The organism is Pseudomonas sp. 1928-m (genome assembly GCF_029269135.1).
In the GTDB taxonomy this organism is placed as follows: domain Bacteria; phylum Pseudomonadota; class Gammaproteobacteria; order Pseudomonadales; family Pseudomonadaceae; genus Aquipseudomonas.
In genome coordinates this window covers 470,678-490,049 of sequence record NZ_JARIXO010000002.1, presented here as the reverse complement: position 1 = coordinate 490,049, position 19,372 = coordinate 470,678, and the positions used below count along the sequence as shown (strand labels likewise).

The window sequence follows — 19,372 nt, the reverse complement described above, 5'->3', positions numbered from 1 at the left end:
ACATTTAAAAGCAAGAAATAAACTCAACAGAAATTAAGGGGACTTAAGAGTGAACAAGTCGGAACTGATCGATGCCATCGCTGCATCTGCTGATATCCCAAAAGCTGTTGCCTAGAAGGCGGTCGTCACACTCCGTTCTTCAAAGGCTACCGTCCTCAGTTCTACTTCCGTACTACTGACGTAACTGGTAACTGCGAACTGCCGGAAGGCGTTGAGATGGTAATGCCAGGTGATAACATCCAGATGACTGTCACTCTGATCAAGACCATCGCAATGGAAGAAGGTCTGCGTTTCGCCATTCGTGAAGGCGGTCGTACCGTCGGCGCCGGCGTCGTAGCCAAAATCATCGCGTAAGTGATGGTTTGAGAAAAAGCCCCCGCTTGCGGGGGCTTTTTTATTGGGTTGACACCTGCTAGGGGCGTCTATAGAATCACGCCTCCTTTTAACGGGCGTATTGCGTCCGTTGGGAATAGCAGCTTGGAATCTGAGGTCAAAATGCAAAACCAACAAATCCGTATTCGGTTGAAGGCTTTTGACCATCGCCTGATCGATCAATCAACCCAGGAAATCGTGGAAACCGCGAAACGTACTGGTGCTCAGGTGCGTGGTCCTATTCCTCTGCCTACCCGCAAAGAGCGGTTCACCGTACTGACCTCGCCACACGTCAACAAAGACGCGCGTGATCAGTTCGAGATCCGTACTCATAAGCGTGTTCTGGACATCGTCCAGCCAACGGATAAAACCGTTGACGCGCTGATGAAGCTTGATCTTGCGGCTGGTGTGGAAGTGCAGATCAGCCTCGGCTAAGACCGCTTTAGGTTTTAGTCGTGTAACGCTCTGAAATGGGCGGCCATAGCGGGTGAAAGCCCCGTACACTCATGAGGTTACAACATGACTATTGGTGTAGTCGGTCGAAAGGCGGGTATGACCCGTATTTTCACCGAAGAAGGTGTCTCCATTCCGGTTACGGTCATTGAGATCGAGCCGAATCGCGTCACTCAGTTCAAAACTGAAGAGTCCGATGGCTATCGTGCAGTGCAAGTCACTGTCGGCGAGCGTCGTGCTTCACGTGTCAGCAAGGCGCAAGCCGGTCACTTCGCTAAGGCGAATGTCGCGGCAGGTCGTACTGTTATGGAATTCCGTCTTGAAGAAGGCGAGTACCAGGCAGGTGATCTGATCAACGCTGAAATATTCCAAGCTGGTCAGCTGGTGGATGTCACCGGTCAGTCCAAAGGTAAAGGCTTTGCCGGTACCATCAAGCGTTGGAACTTCCGCGGCCAAGACAACACTCACGGTAACTCCGTGTCCCACCGTGTTCCGGGTTCCATTGGCCAGTGCCAGACTCCGGGTCGCGTATTCAAGGGCAAAAAAATGTCCGGTCATATGGGCGCTGAGCGCGTGACCGTGCAGTCCCTGGAAGTAGTGCGGGTTGACGCTGAACGCAATCTGTTGCTGGTCAAGGGTGCTGTTCCTGGCGCTACTGGCGGCAACCTGGTTGTACGTCCAGCGGCCAAGGCTCGCGGTTAAGGGGAAGCTGACATGCAATTAAATGTAAATGGCGCTCAAGCAATCGAAGTATCCGAAGCCACTTTTGGCGGCGCATACAACGAGACCCTGGTTCACCAAGCAGTTGTGGCCTACATGGCCGGCGGCCGTCAGGGCAGCAAGCAGCAGAAGACTCGTTCCGACGTATCCGGTGGCGGTAAGCGCCCGTGGCGTCAGAAGGGTACCGGTCGTGCTCGTGCAGGTACCACTCGTGGTCCGATCTGGCGTGGCGGTGGTGTGACCTTCGCGGCTCGTCCGCAGAATCACGATCAAAAGCTGAACAAGAAAATGTATCGCGCTGCATTGCGTTCGATTCTTGCCGAGCTGGTTCGTACTGATCGTTTGATCGTCGTCGAAGACTTCAGCGTTGAAGCTCCGAAGACCAAAGAACTGTTGGGCAAGTTGAATGGCATGGGTCTGACCGATGTGCTGATCGTGTCCGATGCTATTGATGAGAATCTGTACCTGGCTGCGCGCAACCTGCCACACGTCGATGTTCGTGACGTGCAAGGTTCCGACCCGGTCAGTCTGATCGCGTACGAAAAGGTGCTGGTCACCGTTTCTGCCGTGAAGAAATTCGAGGAGCTGCTGGGATGAACCAGGAACGCGTATTTAAAGTGCTGCTTGGCCCGCACATCTCCGAGAAGGCCACGGTTCTCGCTGACAAGAAAAGTCAGTTCGTTTTCAAGGTTGCAACTGATGCAACCAAGCTGGAAATCAAGAAGGCCGTCGAAAGCCTGTTCAGCGTGAATGTTGCTGCTGTCAATACCGTGAATGTTCTCGGTAAGACCAAGCGCAATGCTCGTGGTCTGGGCAAGCGTAACGACTGGAAGAAAGCGATCATTTCGCTTGAGCCAGGCCAAGATCTCGATTTCGCCAGCAGTGCTGAGTAAGGAAGGGGTGCATCATGGCAATCGTTAAATGCAAACCGACTTCCCCTGGCCGCCGTTTTGTGGTCAAGGTGGTCAATCAGGAGCTGCATAAAGGCGCTCCTTACGCTCCGCTGCTTGAGAAGAAGTCGAAGACTGGCGGTCGTAACAACAATGGTCGTATCACCACCCGTCATATCGGTGGTGGCCACAAGCAGCATTACCGTCTGGTCGATTTCCGTCGCAACGACAAAGATGGCATTCCAGCCACTGTCGAGCGCATTGAATACGATCCGAACCGTACCGCACACATCGCTCTGCTGATGTATGCAGACGGCGAGCGTCGCTACATCATCGCCCCTAAAGGCGTGAGTGCTGGCGATCAGCTGGTAGCTGGCATCATGGCTCCGATCAAACCGGGCAACAGTCTGCAACTGCGCAACATTCCAGTTGGTAGCACTGTTCACGGTATCGAACTGAAGCCGGGCAAAGGTGCTCAGATCGCTCGTTCCGCTGGTGCTTCGGCTCAGCTGATTGCGCGTGAAGGCGTCTACGTGACCCTGCGTCTGCGTTCCGGTGAAATGCGTAAAGTCCTGGCTGAATGCCGTGCGACCCTGGGTGAAGTCTCGAACTCCGAGCACAGCCTGCGTTCGCTGGGTAAAGCTGGTGCCAAACGCTGGCGTGGCGTTCGCCCAACCGTTCGTGGTGTTGCCATGAACCCGGTTGACCACCCACACGGTGGTGGTGAAGGTCGTACCTCTGGTGGTCGTCATCCGGTGTCTCCATGGGGCTTCCCGACGAAGGGCGCGAAGACTCGTGGTAACAAACGCACCGACAACATGATCGTCCGTCGTCGCAAGTAAATAGAGGGATACGACAGTGCCACGTTCTCTGAAAAAAGGTCCTTTTATTGATCTTCACCTACTGAAGAAGATCGAAGTGGCGGTGGAAAAGAATGATCGCAAACCGGTGAAAACCTGGTCGCGCCGTTCGATGATCCTGCCACAAATGGTCGGTCTGACCATCGCTGTACATAACGGTCGTCAACATGTCCCAGTTCTGGTGAACGAAGACATGGTCGGTCACAAACTGGGCGAATTTGCCGGCACTCGTACCTATCGTGGGCACGTGGCTGACAAGAAAGCCAAGCGTTAAGGGGTAAGGAAATGGAAGTAGCCGCTAAGTTGTCGGGCGCTCGCATCTCCGCCCAGAAAGCCCGCTTGGTCGCCGACCAGATCCGCGGGAAGAAGGTGGGCGAAGCGCTCAACCTCCTGGCTTTCAGCAGTAAGAAAGCCGCCGAGATCATCAAGAAAGTGCTGGAGTCGGCTGTAGCCAACGCCGAGCACAACGAAGGCGCAGACGTTGATGACTTGAAGGTCAGCACCGTTTTCGTCAACGAAGGGCGTTCGCTGAAGCGCATCATGCCGCGTGCCAAAGGCCGCGCTGATCGCATCGTCAAGCGGTCTTGCCATATCACTGTCAAGGTTGCGGACAAGTAACGGAGTCGATCAGATGGGTCAGAAAGTACATCCCATTGGCATTCGCCTGGGAATCGTCAAGGAGCACACCTCCGTCTGGTACGCCAGCGGTCGGACTTATGCGGACTATTTGTTCGCTGATCTGAAGGTGCGTGAGTATCTCCAAGACAAACTAAAAAGCGCGTCCGTAAGCCGTATCGACATTGCTCGTCCGGCTCAAACTGCACGTATCACCATCCACACCGCTCGTCCCGGTATCGTTATCGGTAAGAAAGGTGAGGATGTTGAGAAGCTGCGTCAGGACCTGACCAAGCAAATGGGTGTGCCTGTGCACATCAATATCGAAGAGATCCGCAAGCCGGAGCTCGACGGTATGCTGGTTGCGCAGAGCGTAGCTCAGCAGCTGGAGCGTCGTGTGATGTTCCGTCGCGCCATGAAGCGCGCTGTACAGAACGCCATGCGTATTGGTGCCAAGGGCATCAAAATCCAAGTGAGCGGTCGTCTCGGCGGTGCTGAAATTGCACGTACCGAATGGTATCGCGAAGGTCGTGTGCCGTTGCACACCCTGCGTGCCGATATCGACTATGCCACGTACGAAGCGCACACCACTTACGGTGTGATCGGTGTCAAGGTTTGGATCTTCAAAGGCGAAGTGATTGGTGGCCTTAAAGAAGAACTGAAACCCCAAGCGCCTGCGCCTCGTAAAAAAGCTGCTAAGTAAGGAGTACGCAAAATGTTGCAACCAAAGCGTACGAAGTTCCGTAAGCAGATGACCGGCCACAACCGTGGTCTGGCTCAGCGCGGTAGCAAAGTCAGCTTCGGCGAATTTGCGCTGAAGTCTGTTGCCCGTGGTCGTCTCACCGCCCGTCAGATTGAGTCCGCTCGTCGTGCTCTGACTCGTCACGTTAAGCGTGGCGGGAAAATCTGGATTCGCGTCTTCCCGGACAAGCCGATCTCCAAGAAGCCTCTTGAAGTGCGGATGGGTAAAGGGAAGGGTAGCGTTGAATATTGGGTAGCCCAGATCCAGCCAGGCAAAGTCCTGTATGAGATCGAAGGCGTTTCCGAAGAGTTGGCGCGTGAGGCTTTCGCCCTGGCTGCTGCAAAGCTGCCACTCGCCACCACTTTTGTTAAGCGGACGGTGATGTGATGAAGGCGAATGAACTTCGTGAAAAATCAGCACAGCAGCTGAACGAGCAACTGCTCGGCCTGCTGCGCGACCAGTTCAATCTGCGTATGCAGAAAGCAACTGGCCAGTTGGGGCAGTCTCACCTGCTCTCGCAAGTTAAGCGCGACATCGCTCGTGTGAAAACTGTGCTCAACCAGCAGGCAGGTAAGTGATCATGGCTGAAGCCGAAAAAACAGTCCGTACGCTGACCGGCCGTGTCGTCAGCGACAAGATGGACAAGACCATCACCGTATTGATCGAGCGTCGCGTTAAGCACCCGATCTACGGAAAATATGTCAAGCGTTCGACCAAGCTGCACGCACACGACGAAACCAACCAGAGCAAGATCGGTGACAAAGTTTCCATTCGCGAAACTCGTCCCGTTGCCAAGACCAAGTCTTGGGCGCTGGTTGAGATCCTCGAACGCGCAGTGGACGTCTAAGGGCTAAGGGTCGGAGAAATTATATGATTCAGACTCAATCCATGCTCGACGTCGCTGACAACAGCGGTGCTCGTCGCGTTATGTGTATCAAGGTGCTGGGCGGTTCGCACCGCCGTTATGCTGGCATCGGCGACATCATCAAAGTCACCGTTAAGGAAGCAATTCCGCGCGGTAAAGTGAAGAAAGGCCAAGTGATGACTGCTGTTGTAGTCCGCACTCGTCACGGCGTTCGTCGCCCTGATGGCTCGATCATTCGCTTTGATGGCAACGCTGCTGTTCTGCTGAACAACAAGCAAGAGCCAATCGGCACTCGTATTTTTGGGCCAGTGACTCGTGAACTTCGTACTGAGAAGTTCATGAAGATCGTCTCGCTCGCCCCTGAAGTGCTCTAAGGAGATCCGACATGCAAAAGATTCGTCGTGACGACGAGATCATCGTGATCGCCGGTAAAGACAAAGGTAAGCGTGGCAAGGTGCTCAAGGTTCTCGCTGATGACCGTCTGGTCGTTGGTGGGATCAACCTGGTAAAGCGCCATACCAAGCCGAACCCGATGTCGGGCGTTCAGGGCGGTATCGTCGAGAAAGAAGCGCCATTGCACGCTTCTAACGTGGCCATCTTCAATGGCGAAACCAACAAGGCTGACCGCGTTGGTTTCAAAGTAGAAGAAGGTAAAAAAATTCGTGTCTTCAAGTCGACCCAAAAAGCGGTTGATGCTTGAACACTGCTAGGTAGAAGACCATGGCACGACTAAAAGAGATTTATCGGAAAGAAATCGCTCCCAAGCTTAAGGAAGAACTTAAGCTTGATAACGTGATGGAAGTTCCGCGCATCACCAAGATCACCCTTAACATGGGCCTGGGCGAAGCAATCGGTGACAAGAAAATCATCGAGCACGCTGTTGCCGACCTGGAAAAGATTACCGGTCAGAAAGTCGTTGTGACTCATGCCCGTAAGTCGATTGCAGGCTTCAAGGTTCGTGAGGGCTGGCCGATCGGCGTTAAAGTAACTCTGCGCCGTGAGCGTATGTATGAGTTCCTGGATCGTCTGCTGTCTATCTCCCTGCCGCGCGTGCGTGACTTCCGCGGCCTGAATGCCAAGTCCTTCGATGGTCGTGGCAACTACAGCATGGGCGTGAAAGAGCAGATCATCTTCCCGGAAATCGACTACGACAAGATCGATGCTCTGCGTGGTCTGGACATTACCCTGACCACCACTGCCCGTACGGATGATGAAGGTCGCGCCTTGCTGCGTGCTTTCAAATTCCCGTTCCGCAACTGATTGGAGTTGGATCATGGCCAAAACCAGCATGAAAAACCGCGAGCTGAAGCGTCAGCAAACGGTAGCCAAGTACGCTAAGAGGCGTGCCGAGCTGAAAGCTACCATCGCCGATCTGAACGCCAGTCCAGAAGCGCGTTGGGCAGCACAAGTTGCACTGCAGAAGCAGCCGCGTGACGCCAGCGCCTCGCGCCTGCGTAATCGCTGCCGCATTACCGGTCGTCCGCACGGCGTTTATCGCAAGTTCGGTCTGTCGCGTATCAAGCTGCGTGAAGCTGCAATGCGTGGTGATGTACCAGGTCTGGTTAAAGCCAGCTGGTAAAAAACAAAGCCGGCCTAGTGCCGGCTTTGTCTTATCTGTGAATCAGGCCCCTTTGGGGCTTGATTCATTTTTGATCAGTCTCTAGAATGCTCGGCTCGCCTGAGCCTGGGTGTAATTTTTCTCAGAATTCTCAGCGACTGTAGCCGCAAGGCTAATTCTTTTTGTATCAGGAGCGTCTAGCCCATGAGTATGCAGGACCCGTTAGCGGACATGCTAACTCGTATCCGTAATGCCCAGATGGCTGAAAAGTCCGTCGTAAGCATGCCGTCTTCCACGTTGAAGGTGGCTGTAGCCAAAGTTTTGAAAGACGAAGGTTATATTGCGGGTTATCAGATCAGCGGTGAAGTTAAGCCGCAGCTGTCCATCGAGCTGAAATACTTCGAAGGCCGTCCGGTTATCGAAGAAGTTAAGCGCGTGAGCCGTCCAGGCCTTCGCCAATACAAATCCGTCGATGATCTGCCGAAAGTTCGTGGCGGTCTCGGTGTATCCATCGTCTCCACCAACAAGGGTGTGATGACGGACCGCGCTGCGCGCGCTGCCGGTGTCGGCGGCGAAGTGCTTTGCACAGTGTTCTAAGGGGGGATAAGCATGTCTCGCGTTGCTAAGAACCCCGTAAAGCTGCCCGCTGGTGTTGAGATCAAACTCGCCGGCCAACAGCTTTCGGTAAAGGGTGCCAAGGGCACTCTCGAACTGAACGTTCACTCGTCCGTTGAAGTTCTGCAAGAAGCCGGTGAGCTGCGTTTCGCTGCTCGCAATGGCGATCAGCAGACTCGTGCAATGGCCGGTACCACTCGCGCCCTGGTCAACAATATGGTGATCGGTGTTAGCACTGGCTTCGAGCGTAAGCTGCAGCTGGTTGGTGTTGGTTACAAAGCGCAAGCCAAAGGTCAGGTGCTGAACCTCGCTCTCGGCTTCTCCCATCCGATCGACTATGAGTTGCCGGACGGTGTAGTTGCTGAAACCCCGAACCAGACCGAGATCCTGATCAAGGGTGTCGACAAACAACTGGTTGGTCAGGTCGCTGCGGAGATTCGTGACTTCCGTCGTCCTGAACCTTACAAGGGCAAAGGTGTTCGTTACGCTGACGAAGTCGTCCGCCGTAAAGAAGCCAAGAAGAAGTAGGGCATAGCAAATGACCGACAAAAAAGTTACTCGACTGCGTCGCGCTCGCAAAGCACGCCTGAAAATGCACGAGCTCGAAGCCGTGCGTCTCTGCGTGTATCGCTCTTCGCAGCACATCTATGCCCAGGTCATTTCGGCCGACGGCAGCAAGGTTCTGGCCAGCGCCTCTACCTTGGACAAAGCACTGCGTGACGGCGCCACTGGCAACGTCGACGCGGCCAAGAAAGTTGGCGAGCTGGTTGCCGAGCGTGCGAAAGCCGCTGGTGTAACTCAGGTTGCATTCGACCGTTCTGGCTTCAAGTACCACGGCCGCGTCAAGGCGCTGGCTGATGCTGCTCGTGAAGGCGGGCTGGAGTTCTAAGTTATGGCAAATAACGACCAAAAGCGCGACGAAGGCTATATCGAGAAGCTGGTACAGGTTAACCGCGTTGCCAAGACCGTTAAGGGTGGCCGTATCTTCACTTTCACCGCGTTGACCGTGGTGGGTGATGGTAAGGGTCGCGTCGGTTTCGGCCGTGGCAAATCCCGTGAAGTGCCTGCTGCCATCCAGAAAGCGATGGAAGCTGCTCGTCGCAACATGATCCAGGTTGATCTGAACGGCACCACTCTGCAGTACGCAATGAAGTCTGCTCATGGCGCCTCCAAGGTGTACATGCAGCCTGCTTCTGAAGGTACCGGCATCATCGCCGGCGGCGCTATGCGTGCCGTGCTGGAAGTGGCTGGCGTGCAGAACGTTCTGGCTAAGTGCTACGGCTCGACTAACCCAGTGAACGTGGTGTACGCCACTTTCAAAGGTTTGAAAGCTATGCAGTCGCCAGGTTCTGTTGCGGCTAAGCGTGGCAAGAGCGTCGAGGAGATTCTCTAATCATGGCTAATACCGTAAAAGTCACGCTGATCAAAAGCATGACCGGCCGTATCCCCAACCATAAGCTCTGCGTTAAGGGTCTGGGTCTGCGTCGCATCGGTCACACCGTAGAAGTGCTGGATACTCCCGAGAATCGCGGGATGATCAACAAGGCTTACTACATGCTGCGAGTCGAGGGTTAATTCATGTACCTGAACGATTTGAGTCCTGCGCCGGGTTCCCGTCGCGAGAAGCACCGTCCGGGCCGTGGTATCGGTAGCGGTTTGGGTAAGACTGGTGGCCGCGGCCACAAAGGTCAGACCTCCCGCTCCGGTGGCACCATTGCTCCGGGTTTCGAAGGCGGCCAGCAGCCTCTGCACCGCCGTCTGCCTAAGTTCGGTTTCGTTTCTTTGAAGGCTATGGACCGCGCGCAAGTGCGTACCTCCGAGCTGAATAAAATCGAAGGCGGCATTGTTACTCTGCAGTCGCTGAAGGATGCCAACCTGATCAACCAAAACGTACAGCGTGTGAAAGTCATGCTGAGCGGTGAAGTTACTCAGGCAGTCACCCTTAAAGGTATCGCCGTCACCAAAGGTGCGCGCGCGGCTATCGAAGCAGCTGGCGGTAAGTTCGAGGAATAAATGGCTAAGCAAGGTGCTCTCTCAGCGCTCAGCAATGGCGGGTTGTCCGAACTCTGGGCTCGTTTGCGCTTTCTGTTCATGGCGATCATCGTCTATCGAATAGGTGCACACATCCCAGTTCCAGGCATCAATCCGGACCGGCTGGCGGACCTGTTTCGACAGAATGAGGGGACCATTCTTAGCTTGTTCAACATGTTTTCCGGCGGCGCGCTGGAGCGGATGAGCATTTTTGCACTGGGGATCATGCCGTACATTTCGGCGTCGATCATCATGCAGCTTATGACCGCTGTCAGCCCGCAGCTGGAGCAGTTGAAGAAGGAAGGTGAAGCTGGCCGTCGCAAGATTAGCCAGTACACCCGCTACGGCACCCTCGTCCTGGCATTTGTCCAAGCCATCGGCATGTCCGTTGGTCTGGCCAGTCAGGGCGTAGCGTTTACGGTTGATTTCGGCTTCCACTTCGTTGCAGTCACCACCTTTGTGGCGGGTGCAATGTTCATGATGTGGCTGGGCGAGCAAATCACCGAGCGTGGTGTTGGCAACGGTATTTCGATGCTGATCTTTGCAGGCATCGTAGCCGGTCTGCCGTCGGCGATTGGGCAGTCTTTCGAGTCTGCTCGCCAGGGTGATATCAATATCTTTGCCCTGATCGCCATCGGTTTGCTGGCAGTAGCGATTATCGGTTTCGTGGTGTTCATTGAGCGTGGTCAGCGTCGCATTGCGGTGCACTACGCCAAGCGTCAGCAGGGCCGTAAGGTCTTTGCTGCGCAGACCAGCCACTTGCCGTTGAAGGTGAACATGGCGGGGGTTATCCCGGCTATTTTCGCCAGCAGCCTTCTGTTATTCCCGGCTTCGCTGGGTGCCTGGTTTGGTCAGTCTGAAGGTATGGGCTGGCTGCAGGATATTTCACAGGCTATCGCTCCTGGTCAGCCGTTGAACATTTTGCTGTTTAGTGCAGGGATCGTTTTCTTCTGCTTCTTCTATACAGCGCTGATGTTCAACCCGAAAGACGTAGCGGAGAACCTGAAGAAGTCCGGTGCCTTTATTCCGGGTATCCGTCCCGGTGAGCAATCGGCGCGCTATATCGATGGCGTGTTGACTCGCTTGACCATGTTCGGTGCTCTGTACATGACGGCCGTATGCTTGTTGCCCCAGTTCCTGGTGGTGGCTGCCAACGTACCGTTCTATCTTGGCGGGACCTCGTTGCTGATCGTGGTAGTGGTTGTGATGGACTTTATGTCGCAAGTACAATCGCACCTCGTTTCGCACCAGTACGAATCCCTGATGAAGAAAGCCAACCTGAAGGGCTACGGCAGCGGCATGCTGCGCTGAAGTCCATAAGGTTCGAGGAGTTGGTGATGAAAGTTCGTGCATCGGTGAAAAAGCTGTGCCGTAACTGCAAGATTATCCGTCGCGAAGGTGTTGTTCGCGTGATTTGCAGCTCGGAACCGCGTCACAAACAGCGCCAAGGCTGAGTGTGAGTGAAGTTACAAGCCCGGCAGCTAGTGCGCTGCCGGGTTGATTATTTGTTTCTACAGCGTTAATATCTCGCGCCCTATTTCTTGGCTTCCGGGGCGTAGGTAGCTGTCAATTGGAGTTCCACTGAATGGCCCGTATTGCAGGCGTTAACATTCCGGATAACAAGCACACTGTTATCTCGTTGACCTACATCTATGGTGTTGGTCGCACTACTGCACAGAAAGTCTGTGCTGCCGCCGGCGTTAATCCGGCTGCAAAGATCAAAGATCTCTCTGACGAGCAGATCGAGCAGCTGCGTGGCGAAGTAGCCAAGGTGAATACCGAAGGCGACCTGCGTCGTGAAGTGAACATGAAAATCAAGCGCTTGATGGACCTGGGTTGCTACCGCGGCCTGCGTCATCGTCGTGGTCTGCCGGTTCGCGGTCAGCGTACCAAGACCAACGCGCGTACCCGTAAGGGCCCGCGTAAGCCGATCCGCAAGTAATCGCATTCGCGCATCGACAGGAATCTAGTCATGGCAAAACCTGCTGCTCGTACTCGTAAGAAAGTCAAAAAGACGGTGGTTGATGGCATCGCCCACATCCACGCTTCTTTCAACAACACAATCGTGACCATTACTGACCGTCAGGGCAACGCTCTGTCCTGGGCTACCTCTGGTGGTTCGGGTTTCCGCGGCTCGCGTAAAAGCACCCCGTTCGCCGCCCAGGTGGCTGCAGAACGTGCTGGTCAAGCTGCGCTGGAATACGGTCTGAAGAACCTCGACGTTAACGTCAAGGGTCCAGGTCCGGGTCGTGAGTCCGCTGTCCGTGCATTGAACGGCTGTGGCTATAAGATCGCCAGCATCACCGATGTGACGCCAATCCCGCATAACGGGTGCCGTCCTTCGAAGAAGCGTCGCGTGTAATCAGGAGACAGTGAGAAATGGCTCGTTACATTGGTCCCAAATGCAAACTGTCTCGTCGTGAAGGCACAGATCTTTTCCTGAAAAGCGGTGTACGCGCTCTGGAATCGAAGTGCAACATCGAAGCAGCCCCAGGTATTCACGGTCAGCGCCGTGGCCGTCAGTCCGACTACGGCACCCAGCTGCGTGAGAAGCAAAAAGTTCGTCGTATCTACGGTGTGCTTGAGCGTCAATTCAGCGGTTATTACAAAGAAGCTGCCGGCAAGAAAGGCGCTACTGGTGAGAACCTGCTGCAACTGCTCGAATGCCGCCTGGATAACGTGGTTTACCGCATGGGCTACGGCGCTACCCGCGCTGAATCCCGTCAGCTGGTATCGCACAAGTCGATCAGCGTAAACGGTAAAACTGTCAACGTACCGTCCTACCAGGTTAAAGCTGGTGACGTTGTTGCAGTCCGCGAGAAATCGAAGAATCAGCTGCGCATTGTTCAAGCTCTTGAGCTGTGTGCCCAGCGTGGCCGCGTTGAATGGGTAGAAGTAGACACTGAGAAGAAGTCTGGCGTGTTCAAAAACGTCCCGGCGCGCAGTGATCTCTCCGCTGACATCAACGAAAGCCTGATTGTCGAGCTCTACTCCAAGTAAGGGCTAGAAAATAGGTGCATCCATGCAGATTTCGGTAAATGAGTTCCTGACCCCCCGTCACATTGATGTGCAGGTGGTCAGTTCGACCCGCGCCAAGATCACTCTCGAGCCTCTCGAGCGTGGCTTTGGCCATACCCTGGGCAACGCGCTGCGTCGCATCCTGTTGTCCTCCATGCCTGGCTGTGCAGTAGTCGAGGCCGAGATTGACGGTGTACTCCATGAGTACAGCGCCATCGAAGGTGTTCAGGAAGACGTCATTGAAATCCTGCTCAACCTGAAAGGTCTGGCTGTCAAACTGCACGGTCGTGACGAAGTGACGTTGACTCTGGCGAAGAAGGGCTCGGGCGTAGTTACCGCTGCCGATATTCAGCTGGATCACGATGTCGAAATCGTCAATGGCGACCACGTAATCGCCAACCTGGCTTCCACTGGCGCGCTGAACATGAAGCTCACCATAGCTCGTGGTCGCGGCTATGAGCCGGCTGACGCTCGTCAGAGCGATGAAGACGAAAGCCGCAGCATTGGTCGCTTGCAGCTGGATGCTTCGTTCAGCCCGGTACGCCGTGTGTCGTACGTGGTGGAAAACGCTCGTGTTGAGCAGCGTACTAACCTGGACAAGCTGGTTATTGACCTGGAGACCAACGGTACTCTGGACCCTGAAGAGGCTATTCGCCGCGCTGCAACCATTCTGCAACAGCAGTTGGCTGCGTTCGTCGACCTCAAAGGTGACAGTGAGCCTGTTGTTATCGAGCAGGAAGATGAGATCGATCCGATCCTCCTCCGTCCGGTTGATGACCTGGAACTGACTGTACGTTCGGCTAACTGCCTCAAGGCAGAGAACATTTACTACATCGGCGATCTGATTCAGCGCACCGAAGTAGAACTGTTGAAAACGCCGAACCTGGGCAAGAAATCCCTGACCGAAATCAAGGATGTTCTGGCTTCTCGCGGTCTGTCCCTCGGTATGCGCCTCGACAACTGGCCGCCGGCAAGTCTGAAGAAAGACGATAAGGCGACTGCCTGATCGTCATCATCACCGAACGTGAGTTTGGTAAGGAATTGAACCATGCGTCATCGTAAAAGTGGCCGTCACCTCAGCCGCACCAGCGCACACCGCAAGGCCATGTTCCAGAACATGGCGGTATCGCTGTTCGAGCATGAGCTGATCAAAACTACTCTGCCGAAAGCCAAAGAGCTGCGTCGCGTTGCTGAGCCGCTGATTACTCTGGCTAAAGAAGACAGCGTTGCTAACCGTCGTCTGGCCTTCGACCGTACTCGTTCGAAAGCCATCGTCGGCAAGCTGTTCAACGACCTGGGCAAGCGCTACGCCACCCGTCAGGGCGGTTACCTGCGTATTCTCAAGTGCGGTTTCCGCACTGGCGACAATGCTCCAATGGCTTATGTTGAGCTGGTTGACCGTCCGGTCGCTGGTGCAGCTGTAGACGCTGAGTAAGTCGTAGGTTGTATAAGAAACCGGGCCTTGGCCCGGTTTTTTTATGGCTGCGATCTAGCGTGCTTTGTTCTCACGCTATCGGCGTATGCATTGCGCTTGACCCATAGGCCGCGTGCGGCCAGCATTGATCCTTGTTTGTCGCTTGCTAAGGAAATACCCATGAAAGGCCATATAGAAGTCATCGATTACCTGAAGATCCTGCTCAAGGGCGAGCTGGCGGCCCGTGATCAGTATTTCGTGCATTCGCGTCTGTATGAAGATTGGGGTTTCAGCAAGCTGTACGAGCGGATCAACCATGAAATGGAAGAGGAGACCCAGCACGCTGACGCCATCCTCAAGCGCATTCTGTTTCTCGAAGGCACGCCGGACATGGTTCCCGATAGCTTCCGCTTTGGTCAGACGGTGCCGGATATGCTCAAGCTCGACTTGGCGCTGGAATATCACGTGCGCGCGGCCTTGAGCAAAGGCATCGCCCTGTGCGAGCAGCATCAGGATTACCAGACCCGCGATATCCTGTTGGTGCAGCTCAAGGACACTGAGGAGGATCACGCCTATTGGCTGGAAGTTCAGCTGGGTTTGATCGACCGGATTGGTCTGCAGAACTACCTGCAAACGCAGATGTAAGCGTTCAGTCGTGAAACAAAAAGCCCCGCATGTGCGGGGCTTTTTGTTGTGCGCGGGCTTAGTCGCGATCACGTTCCAGTAGCGGTTTGAGGAAGTAGCCGGTGTGCGACTGCTTCATTTCGGCGACCTCTTCGGGCGTGCCGACGGCGATGATCTGTCCGCCCTTGGAGCCACCTTCCGGACCGAGATCCACCAGCCAGTCAGCAGTCTTGATCACGTCCAGATTGTGCTCGATGACCACCACGGTATTGCCGTGGTCGCGCAGGCGATGCAGCACGTCGAGCAGTTGCTGGATATCGGCGAAGTGCAGGCCGGTGGTCGGCTCATCGAGGATATACAGGGTCTTGCCGGTGTCGCGCTTGCTCAGCTCGCGGCTCAGCTTGACCCGCTGCGCCTCGCCGCCGGATAGGGTGGTCGCGCTCTGGCCCAGCTTGATATAGGACAGGCCAACATCCATCAGCGTCTGCAGCTTGCGCGCCAGGGCCGGCACGGCATCGAAGAACACCCGCGCTTCCTCGATGGTCATATCCAGCACTTCGGTGATGCTCTTGCCCTTGTATTTCACTTCCAGGGTTTCGCGGTTGTAGCGTTTGCTCTTGCACACGTCGCACGGCACGTAGATGTCCGGCAGAAAATGCATTTCCACCTTGATCAGGCCATCGCCCTGGCAGGCTTCGCAGCGTCCGCCCTTGACGTTGAAGCTAAAGCGCCCCGGGCCGTAACCTCGCGAGCGCGATTCAGGCACGCCGGCGAACAGTTCGCGGATCGGCGTAAACAAACCGGTGTAGGTCGCCGGATTGGAGCGCGGCGTACGGCCGATCGGGCTCTGGTCGATATCCACCACCTTGTCCAGATGCTGCAGGCCGTCGATGCTGTCGTGGGCTGCTGCTTCCAGGGTGGTCGCACCATTCAGCGCGGTGGCGCTGAGTGGGAACAGGGTGTTGTTGATCAGCGTTGACTTGCCCGAGCCGGACACGCCGGTGACGCAGGTGAGCAGGCCAATCGGAATTTCCAGATCGACATTGCGCAGGTTGTTACCGCGCGCACCTTTGATCTTCAGCGAGAGCTTCTTGTCCCGTGGCGTGCGCTTGGCCGGCACTTTGATCTTCACGCGTCCGGAGAGGTATTTGCCGGTCAGCGAGTCTGGGTGAGCCATAACTTCGGCAGCCGTGCCCTGGGCAACGATCTGCCCGCCGTGCACGCCCGCACCCGGGCCGATATCCACCACGTAGTCGGCCATGCGGATGGCGTCTTCGTCGTGCTCGACCACGATCACCGTATTGCCGATGTCGCGCAGGTGGCGCAGGGTGCCGAGCAGGCGCTCGTTGTCGCGCTGATGCAGGCCGATGCTCGGTTCGTCGAGGATATACATCACCCCGACCAGGCCGGCACCGATCTGGCTGGCCAGGCGAATACGCTGCGCTTCACCTCCGGACAATGTGTCGGCGCTGCGGTCGAGAGTCAGGTAGTCGAGGCCGACATTGACCAGAAACTGCAGGCGCTCACGGATTTCCTTGAGGATCTTCTCGGCGATTTCGCCACGGCGGCCGGGTAGCGCCAGGCTGCCGAAATACTCGGTGGCGTCGCCAATCGGCATGCCGCTGACTGCCGGCAGGGTCTTCTCGCCCACCCATACGTGGCGGGCTTCGCGGCGCAGGCGGGTGCCGCGGCAATCCTGGCAGGCCTGGGTGCTGAGAAACTTGGCCAGCTCCTCGCGCACGCTGGTGGATTCGGTTTCGCGGTAGCGCCGCTCCAGGTTTGGCACGATGCCTTCGAAGGGGTGTGAGCGTTTGACGATATCGCCACGGTCGTTGAGGTACTTGAAGTCGACGTTCTGCGTGCCGCTGCCGAACAGGATGCACTTCTGGTGCTCGGCGCTGAGCTCATCGAACGGCACTTCCAGGCTAAAACCGTAATGCGCGGCCAAGGAACCGAGCATCTGGAAGTAATAGACGTTGCGCCTGTCCCAGCCACGGATCGCGCCTTCGGCCAGGGTCAGCTCGCCATTGACCAGGCGCTTGGTGTCGAAGAACTGCTTCACGCCTAGGCCGTCACAGGTCGGGCAGGCGCCGGCCGGGTTGTTGAAGGAGAACAGCTTGGGTTCCAGCTCGCTGATCGAATGGCCGCACACCGGGCAGGCGAAGCGTGCGGAGAAGATGATTTCTTCACCGATCTCACCTTCCATCGGGGCGATCAGCGCCAGGCCGTCGGCCAGTTTGAGCGCAGTTTCGAAAGACTCGGCCAGGCGCTGCTGCAGATCGCCGCGCGCTTTGAAGCGATCGACCACGGCGTCGATGCTGTGCTTCTTCTGCTTGTCGAGTTTCGGCAGCTCGTCCAGCTCGTAAATCTTGCCGTTGACCCGCACGCGGACGAAGCCCTGGGCGCGCAGCTCATCGAAGATCGCCAGGTGTTCACCTTTGCGCTCGCGGATCACCGGGGCCAGCAGCATCAGCTTGCTACCCTCGGGTAATGCCAGCACCTGATCGACCATTTGGCTCACGGTCTGCGCTTCCAGCGGCAGATCGTGGTCAGGACAGCGCGGAATACCGGCGCGGGCGTAGAGCAGGCGCAGGTAGTCGTAGATTTCGGTGATGGTGCCGACAGTGGAGCGCGGGTTGTGCGAGGTGGATTTCTGTTCGATGGAGATCGCCGGCGACAGGCCTTCGATGGTGTCGACATCGGGCTTTTCCATCATCGACAGGAACTGTCGGGCATAGGCCGACAGCGACTCGACATAACGGCGCTGCCCCTCGGCGTAGAGGGTGTCGAAGGCCAGGGACGACTTGCCGGAACCGGACAGGCCGGTGATCACGATCAGTTTGTCGCGTGGCAGGGTCAGGTCGATGTTTTTCAGGTTGTGGGTGCGAGCCCCCCGAATCAGAATCTTGTCCACTTAGGGAACCTCTAAAAGCTGTCTGCGTTGCCATCGCTTCGTTAAAAGCAGGCTCAAATGCTCATTTACAGCGCGTAAACTACGCTTTTCGCCTGCTTTTGCCTCGCGCTGGCGGCCTCGCCAACGCTTTTAGAGGCTCCCTAACAACGGCCTCGCATGGCGGGCGGAAAACCACCGAGTATACGGGCCCGAAGGCGGGCGCGGCAAAGCGTCACTGCTGTGCCGTAAGCATGGGTGCTGCTAGAATCGCCGCCTATTTTCACAGAGCATTTTCCATGCACGATCCGCACAACGAGCGCATGAGCGGCAGTGAAACCCGCGCGGCCGGTGGCCTGGCGCTGGTGTTCGCGTTCCGTATGCTCGGCATGTTCATGGTGCTCCCGGTGCTGGCGACCTATGGCATGGAGTTGCAGGGCAGCACGCCGGCACTGATCGGCCTGGCGATAGGCGCCTACGGTTTGACCCAGGCGTTTCTGCAAATTCCATTTGGCATGCTCAGTGATCGCATCGGCCGACGGCCGGTGATCTATGTCGGCCTGTTGATTTTCGCCGCCGGCAGCCTGTTAGCGGCCAATGCCGACTCGATTTATGGGGTGATTGCCGGGCGCATTCTGCAGGGCGCCGGGGCGATTTCCGCGGCGGTGATGGCGCTGCTCTCCGATCTGACCCGCGAACAGCATCGGACCAAGGCCATGGCGATGATCGGCATGAGCATCGGTCTGTCGTTTGCCGTGGCGATGGTGGTCGGCCCGTTGTTGACCCGTGCCTTTGGTCTGTCCGGTCTGTTTCTCGCCACCGCTGCCATGGCGCTGCTCGGCATCGTTATCGTTGCTGGTCTGGTACCGAGTTCTGCCGGGCCGTTGCAGCATCGCGAGTCCGGGGTGAACAAGCAGGCGTTGCTGCCGACGCTCAGGCACGCGGATCTACTGCGTCTGGATTTCGGCATTCTGGTGCTGCACGCGATTCTGATGGCCAGCTTTATTGCCTTGCCGTTGGCGCTGGTGGAGCAGGGCGGCCTGGCCAAGGAGGAGCACTGGTGGGTCTACCTGACCGCGCTGCTGGTGGGCTTCTTCGGCATGGTGCCGTTCATTATTTATGGCGAGAAAAAACGTCGGATGAAGCATGTGCTGCTCGGCGCGGTCAGCGTGCTGCTGCTGTGTGAGCTGTTCTTCTGGTGGTTTGGCACCAGCCTGCGCGCGCTGGTGCTTGGCACGGTGGTGTTCTTCACCGCATTCAACCTGCTGGAAGCCTCGTTGCCGTCGCTGATCAGCAAGGTCGCTCCGGCTGGTGGCAAAGGTACGGCGATGGGCGTGTATTCCACCAGTCAGTTCCTCGGCGCGGCCATCGGCGGCATCCTCGGTGGCTGGCTCTATCAGCACTACAGCCTGTCGGGAGTGTTTGCCGGCTGCGCGGTGCTGGCTCTTTTTTGGCTGGCCTTTGCTGTTACTATGCGCGAACCGCCGTATGTCACCAGCCTGCGTCTGCCGCTTTCAGCTGCGGCCTTGCAAGAGGCGGGGTTGGCCGAGCGTTTACAGGCTGTGCCCGGAGTGGCGGATGCCGTAGTGGTGCGCGACGAAGCGGCCATCTATATCAAAGTGGATACCCAACAATTGGACCGCACGTCCCTCGAGCGCCTCATAGAGCCGGTGCCGGTGGCGTGCTGAAAGCCTAGGAGAACGTT

Annotated in this window: 31 protein-coding genes and 2 pseudogenes; 32 read left to right on the top strand and 1 reads right to left on the bottom strand. The window is 56.4% G+C overall.

Annotation, left to right across the window (positions count from 1 at the left end):
- Positions 1-49: 49 nt before the first annotated feature.
- The 31 genes and pseudogenes from P3C18_RS11860 to bfr all read left to right on the top strand — a co-directional run.
- Positions 50-112 (top strand): annotated as a pseudogene (locus tag P3C18_RS11860) (DNA-binding protein HU); the annotation flags it as partial.
- Positions 113-114: 2 nt separating this feature from the next.
- Positions 115-354 (top strand): annotated as a pseudogene (locus tag P3C18_RS11855) (elongation factor Tu); the annotation flags it as partial.
- Between the two features lie 141 nt (positions 355-495).
- Positions 496-807, top strand: a complete 312-nt coding sequence (gene rpsJ, locus P3C18_RS11850; RefSeq protein WP_010486970.1) for a 30S ribosomal protein S10 — start codon at positions 496-498, stop codon at positions 805-807.
- A gap of 84 nt (positions 808-891) precedes the next feature.
- Positions 892-1,527: a 50S ribosomal protein L3 gene (gene rplC / locus P3C18_RS11845; protein ID WP_090255807.1), complete on the top strand. Its 636-nt coding sequence runs from the start codon at positions 892-894 to the stop codon at positions 1,525-1,527.
- Between the two features lie 12 nt (positions 1,528-1,539).
- Positions 1,540-2,142: a 50S ribosomal protein L4 gene (rplD, locus tag P3C18_RS11840; RefSeq protein ID WP_090255805.1), complete on the top strand. Its 603-nt coding sequence runs from the start codon at positions 1,540-1,542 to the stop codon at positions 2,140-2,142.
- Positions 2,139-2,438 carry a 50S ribosomal protein L23 gene (gene rplW / locus P3C18_RS11835; protein ID WP_275962041.1) on the top strand — a complete coding sequence of 100 codons (300 nt, stop codon included), beginning with the start codon at positions 2,139-2,141 and terminating at the stop codon, positions 2,436-2,438. Before rplD ends, rplW begins: the two co-directional genes overlap by 4 nt.
- A 14-nt stretch (positions 2,439-2,452) precedes the next feature.
- Complete coding sequence (gene rplB / locus P3C18_RS11830) at positions 2,453-3,277, top strand: 50S ribosomal protein L2 (RefSeq protein WP_090255801.1); 825 nt, start codon at positions 2,453-2,455, stop codon at positions 3,275-3,277.
- Positions 3,278-3,293: 16 nt separating this feature from the next.
- On the top strand, positions 3,294-3,569 hold the full coding sequence (gene rpsS, locus P3C18_RS11825) for a 30S ribosomal protein S19 (RefSeq protein ID WP_010486981.1): 276 nt from the start codon (positions 3,294-3,296) through the stop codon (positions 3,567-3,569).
- An 11-nt stretch (positions 3,570-3,580) separates the two neighbouring features.
- A complete protein-coding gene (gene rplV, locus P3C18_RS11820) occupies positions 3,581-3,913 on the top strand; it encodes a 50S ribosomal protein L22 (RefSeq protein ID WP_003210077.1) in 333 nt (110 codons plus the stop codon).
- Positions 3,914-3,926: 13 nt separating this feature from the next.
- Positions 3,927-4,613: a 30S ribosomal protein S3 gene (rpsC, locus tag P3C18_RS11815; RefSeq protein ID WP_069519907.1), complete on the top strand. Its 687-nt coding sequence runs from the start codon at positions 3,927-3,929 to the stop codon at positions 4,611-4,613.
- 12 nt (positions 4,614-4,625) lie between these two features.
- Entirely contained in the window at positions 4,626-5,039 is a 414-nt protein-coding gene (rplP, locus tag P3C18_RS11810) for a 50S ribosomal protein L16 (protein WP_090255798.1), read from the top strand.
- The gene (rpmC, locus tag P3C18_RS11805; RefSeq protein WP_002555481.1) at positions 5,039-5,230 is read left to right on the top strand and encodes a 50S ribosomal protein L29; all 192 of its coding nucleotides are present in this window, start codon (positions 5,039-5,041) and stop codon (positions 5,228-5,230) included. Before rplP ends, rpmC begins: the two co-directional genes overlap by 1 nt.
- Before the next feature lie 2 nt (positions 5,231-5,232).
- A complete protein-coding gene (gene rpsQ, locus P3C18_RS11800; protein ID WP_090255823.1) occupies positions 5,233-5,499 on the top strand; it encodes a 30S ribosomal protein S17 in 267 nt (88 codons plus the stop codon).
- Between the two features lie 23 nt (positions 5,500-5,522).
- Positions 5,523-5,891 (top strand): 50S ribosomal protein L14, encoded by a 369-nt coding sequence (rplN, locus tag P3C18_RS11795; RefSeq protein WP_003281831.1) that lies wholly within the window; start codon positions 5,523-5,525, stop codon positions 5,889-5,891.
- 11 nt (positions 5,892-5,902) lie between these two features.
- Complete coding sequence (gene rplX, locus P3C18_RS11790; RefSeq protein ID WP_008374158.1) at positions 5,903-6,217, top strand: 50S ribosomal protein L24; 315 nt, start codon at positions 5,903-5,905, stop codon at positions 6,215-6,217.
- Positions 6,218-6,237: 20 nt separating this feature from the next.
- Positions 6,238-6,777, top strand: a complete 540-nt coding sequence (gene rplE / locus P3C18_RS11785; protein WP_275962040.1) for a 50S ribosomal protein L5 — start codon at positions 6,238-6,240, stop codon at positions 6,775-6,777.
- A gap of 13 nt (positions 6,778-6,790) precedes the next feature.
- Positions 6,791-7,096 carry a 30S ribosomal protein S14 gene (gene rpsN, locus P3C18_RS11780; RefSeq protein WP_275962039.1) on the top strand — a complete coding sequence of 102 codons (306 nt, stop codon included), beginning with the start codon at positions 6,791-6,793 and terminating at the stop codon, positions 7,094-7,096.
- Positions 7,097-7,279: 183 nt separating this feature from the next.
- The gene (gene rpsH, locus P3C18_RS11775) at positions 7,280-7,672 is read left to right on the top strand and encodes a 30S ribosomal protein S8 (RefSeq protein ID WP_069519903.1); all 393 of its coding nucleotides are present in this window, start codon (positions 7,280-7,282) and stop codon (positions 7,670-7,672) included.
- A gap of 12 nt (positions 7,673-7,684) precedes the next feature.
- Positions 7,685-8,218 (top strand): 50S ribosomal protein L6, encoded by a 534-nt coding sequence (gene rplF / locus P3C18_RS11770; RefSeq protein WP_160089362.1) that lies wholly within the window; start codon positions 7,685-7,687, stop codon positions 8,216-8,218.
- Between the two features lie 10 nt (positions 8,219-8,228).
- Complete coding sequence (rplR, locus tag P3C18_RS11765) at positions 8,229-8,579, top strand: 50S ribosomal protein L18 (protein ID WP_003293038.1); 351 nt, start codon at positions 8,229-8,231, stop codon at positions 8,577-8,579.
- A gap of 3 nt (positions 8,580-8,582) precedes the next feature.
- Positions 8,583-9,083 carry a 30S ribosomal protein S5 gene (rpsE, locus tag P3C18_RS11760; protein ID WP_090255789.1) on the top strand — a complete coding sequence of 167 codons (501 nt, stop codon included), beginning with the start codon at positions 8,583-8,585 and terminating at the stop codon, positions 9,081-9,083.
- Positions 9,084-9,085: 2 nt separating this feature from the next.
- Positions 9,086-9,265: a 50S ribosomal protein L30 gene (gene rpmD / locus P3C18_RS11755; protein ID WP_079204534.1), complete on the top strand. Its 180-nt coding sequence runs from the start codon at positions 9,086-9,088 to the stop codon at positions 9,263-9,265.
- A gap of 3 nt (positions 9,266-9,268) precedes the next feature.
- Positions 9,269-9,703, top strand: coding sequence for a 50S ribosomal protein L15 (gene rplO / locus P3C18_RS11750; RefSeq protein ID WP_090243121.1), 435 nt, complete (start codon positions 9,269-9,271; stop codon positions 9,701-9,703).
- A complete protein-coding gene (gene secY / locus P3C18_RS11745) occupies positions 9,704-11,032 on the top strand; it encodes a preprotein translocase subunit SecY (protein ID WP_275962038.1) in 1,329 nt (442 codons plus the stop codon). It begins immediately after the preceding gene.
- A gap of 26 nt (positions 11,033-11,058) precedes the next feature.
- Positions 11,059-11,175, top strand: coding sequence for a 50S ribosomal protein L36 (gene rpmJ, locus P3C18_RS11740; protein WP_046788135.1), 117 nt, complete (start codon positions 11,059-11,061; stop codon positions 11,173-11,175).
- Positions 11,176-11,306: 131 nt separating this feature from the next.
- Positions 11,307-11,663, top strand: coding sequence for a 30S ribosomal protein S13 (rpsM, locus tag P3C18_RS11735; RefSeq protein WP_090377333.1), 357 nt, complete (start codon positions 11,307-11,309; stop codon positions 11,661-11,663).
- 30 nt (positions 11,664-11,693) lie between these two features.
- On the top strand, positions 11,694-12,083 hold the full coding sequence (gene rpsK, locus P3C18_RS11730) for a 30S ribosomal protein S11 (RefSeq protein WP_013789773.1): 390 nt from the start codon (positions 11,694-11,696) through the stop codon (positions 12,081-12,083).
- Between the two features lie 17 nt (positions 12,084-12,100).
- The gene (rpsD, locus tag P3C18_RS11725) at positions 12,101-12,721 is read left to right on the top strand and encodes a 30S ribosomal protein S4 (protein ID WP_160016246.1); all 621 of its coding nucleotides are present in this window, start codon (positions 12,101-12,103) and stop codon (positions 12,719-12,721) included.
- A gap of 22 nt (positions 12,722-12,743) precedes the next feature.
- Positions 12,744-13,745, top strand: a complete 1,002-nt coding sequence (gene rpoA, locus P3C18_RS11720; RefSeq protein WP_090255780.1) for a DNA-directed RNA polymerase subunit alpha — start codon at positions 12,744-12,746, stop codon at positions 13,743-13,745.
- A 42-nt stretch (positions 13,746-13,787) separates the two neighbouring features.
- The gene (rplQ, locus tag P3C18_RS11715; protein WP_069519894.1) at positions 13,788-14,174 is read left to right on the top strand and encodes a 50S ribosomal protein L17; all 387 of its coding nucleotides are present in this window, start codon (positions 13,788-13,790) and stop codon (positions 14,172-14,174) included.
- Positions 14,175-14,333: 159 nt separating this feature from the next.
- Complete coding sequence (gene bfr / locus P3C18_RS11710; protein WP_275962036.1) at positions 14,334-14,798, top strand: bacterioferritin; 465 nt, start codon at positions 14,334-14,336, stop codon at positions 14,796-14,798.
- Positions 14,799-14,856: 58 nt separating this feature from the next.
- Here the strand turns inward: bfr and uvrA are convergent, their stop codons facing one another.
- Entirely contained in the window at positions 14,857-17,691 is a 2,835-nt protein-coding gene (gene uvrA, locus P3C18_RS11705) for an excinuclease ABC subunit UvrA (RefSeq protein WP_275962035.1), read from the bottom strand.
- Positions 17,692-17,966: 275 nt separating this feature from the next.
- On the opposite strand from uvrA, the gene P3C18_RS11700 reads away from it, so the two are divergent.
- Positions 17,967-19,355, top strand: a complete 1,389-nt coding sequence (locus P3C18_RS11700; protein ID WP_275962033.1) for an MFS transporter — start codon at positions 17,967-17,969, stop codon at positions 19,353-19,355.
- Positions 19,356-19,372 lie beyond the last annotated feature (17 nt).

What these genes read in the sequence shown, in the direction of transcription:
- rplE (WP_275962040.1), top strand. Translation starts at nt 6,238, where the DNA reads ATGGCACGACTAAAAGAGATTTATCGGAAAGAAATCGCTCCCAAGCTT.
- rpsM (WP_090377333.1), top strand. Translation starts at nt 11,307, where the DNA reads ATGGCCCGTATTGCAGGCGTTAACATTCCGGATAACAAGCACACTGTT.
- rplC (WP_090255807.1), top strand. Translation starts at nt 892, where the DNA reads ATGACTATTGGTGTAGTCGGTCGAAAGGCGGGTATGACCCGTATTTTC.
- secY (WP_275962038.1), top strand. Translation starts at nt 9,704, where the DNA reads ATGGCTAAGCAAGGTGCTCTCTCAGCGCTCAGCAATGGCGGGTTGTCC.
- rplF (WP_160089362.1), top strand. Translation starts at nt 7,685, where the DNA reads ATGTCTCGCGTTGCTAAGAACCCCGTAAAGCTGCCCGCTGGTGTTGAG.
- rpmD (WP_079204534.1), top strand. Translation starts at nt 9,086, where the DNA reads ATGGCTAATACCGTAAAAGTCACGCTGATCAAAAGCATGACCGGCCGT.
- rplQ (WP_069519894.1), top strand. Translation starts at nt 13,788, where the DNA reads ATGCGTCATCGTAAAAGTGGCCGTCACCTCAGCCGCACCAGCGCACAC.
- rpsC (WP_069519907.1), top strand. Translation starts at nt 3,927, where the DNA reads ATGGGTCAGAAAGTACATCCCATTGGCATTCGCCTGGGAATCGTCAAG.
- rplV (WP_003210077.1), top strand. Translation starts at nt 3,581, where the DNA reads ATGGAAGTAGCCGCTAAGTTGTCGGGCGCTCGCATCTCCGCCCAGAAA.
- rpsQ (WP_090255823.1), top strand. Translation starts at nt 5,233, where the DNA reads ATGGCTGAAGCCGAAAAAACAGTCCGTACGCTGACCGGCCGTGTCGTC.
- rplR (WP_003293038.1), top strand. Translation starts at nt 8,229, where the DNA reads ATGACCGACAAAAAAGTTACTCGACTGCGTCGCGCTCGCAAAGCACGC.
- rpsJ (WP_010486970.1), top strand. Translation starts at nt 496, where the DNA reads ATGCAAAACCAACAAATCCGTATTCGGTTGAAGGCTTTTGACCATCGC.
- rplB (WP_090255801.1), top strand. Translation starts at nt 2,453, where the DNA reads ATGGCAATCGTTAAATGCAAACCGACTTCCCCTGGCCGCCGTTTTGTG.
- rpsH (WP_069519903.1), top strand. Translation starts at nt 7,280, where the DNA reads ATGAGTATGCAGGACCCGTTAGCGGACATGCTAACTCGTATCCGTAAT.
- rpsN (WP_275962039.1), top strand. Translation starts at nt 6,791, where the DNA reads ATGGCCAAAACCAGCATGAAAAACCGCGAGCTGAAGCGTCAGCAAACG.
- rpmC (WP_002555481.1), top strand. Translation starts at nt 5,039, where the DNA reads ATGAAGGCGAATGAACTTCGTGAAAAATCAGCACAGCAGCTGAACGAG.
- rpmJ (WP_046788135.1), top strand. Translation starts at nt 11,059, where the DNA reads ATGAAAGTTCGTGCATCGGTGAAAAAGCTGTGCCGTAACTGCAAGATT.
- rplW (WP_275962041.1), top strand. Translation starts at nt 2,139, where the DNA reads ATGAACCAGGAACGCGTATTTAAAGTGCTGCTTGGCCCGCACATCTCC.
- rpoA (WP_090255780.1), top strand. Translation starts at nt 12,744, where the DNA reads ATGCAGATTTCGGTAAATGAGTTCCTGACCCCCCGTCACATTGATGTG.
- rplD (WP_090255805.1), top strand. Translation starts at nt 1,540, where the DNA reads ATGCAATTAAATGTAAATGGCGCTCAAGCAATCGAAGTATCCGAAGCC.
- rplX (WP_008374158.1), top strand. Translation starts at nt 5,903, where the DNA reads ATGCAAAAGATTCGTCGTGACGACGAGATCATCGTGATCGCCGGTAAA.
- rpsE (WP_090255789.1), top strand. Translation starts at nt 8,583, where the DNA reads ATGGCAAATAACGACCAAAAGCGCGACGAAGGCTATATCGAGAAGCTG.
- bfr (WP_275962036.1), top strand. Translation starts at nt 14,334, where the DNA reads ATGAAAGGCCATATAGAAGTCATCGATTACCTGAAGATCCTGCTCAAG.
- rplN (WP_003281831.1), top strand. Translation starts at nt 5,523, where the DNA reads ATGATTCAGACTCAATCCATGCTCGACGTCGCTGACAACAGCGGTGCT.
- rpsK (WP_013789773.1), top strand. Translation starts at nt 11,694, where the DNA reads ATGGCAAAACCTGCTGCTCGTACTCGTAAGAAAGTCAAAAAGACGGTG.
- rplP (WP_090255798.1), top strand. Translation starts at nt 4,626, where the DNA reads ATGTTGCAACCAAAGCGTACGAAGTTCCGTAAGCAGATGACCGGCCAC.
- P3C18_RS11700 (WP_275962033.1), top strand. Translation starts at nt 17,967, where the DNA reads ATGCACGATCCGCACAACGAGCGCATGAGCGGCAGTGAAACCCGCGCG.
- rplO (WP_090243121.1), top strand. Translation starts at nt 9,269, where the DNA reads ATGTACCTGAACGATTTGAGTCCTGCGCCGGGTTCCCGTCGCGAGAAG.
- rpsD (WP_160016246.1), top strand. Translation starts at nt 12,101, where the DNA reads ATGGCTCGTTACATTGGTCCCAAATGCAAACTGTCTCGTCGTGAAGGC.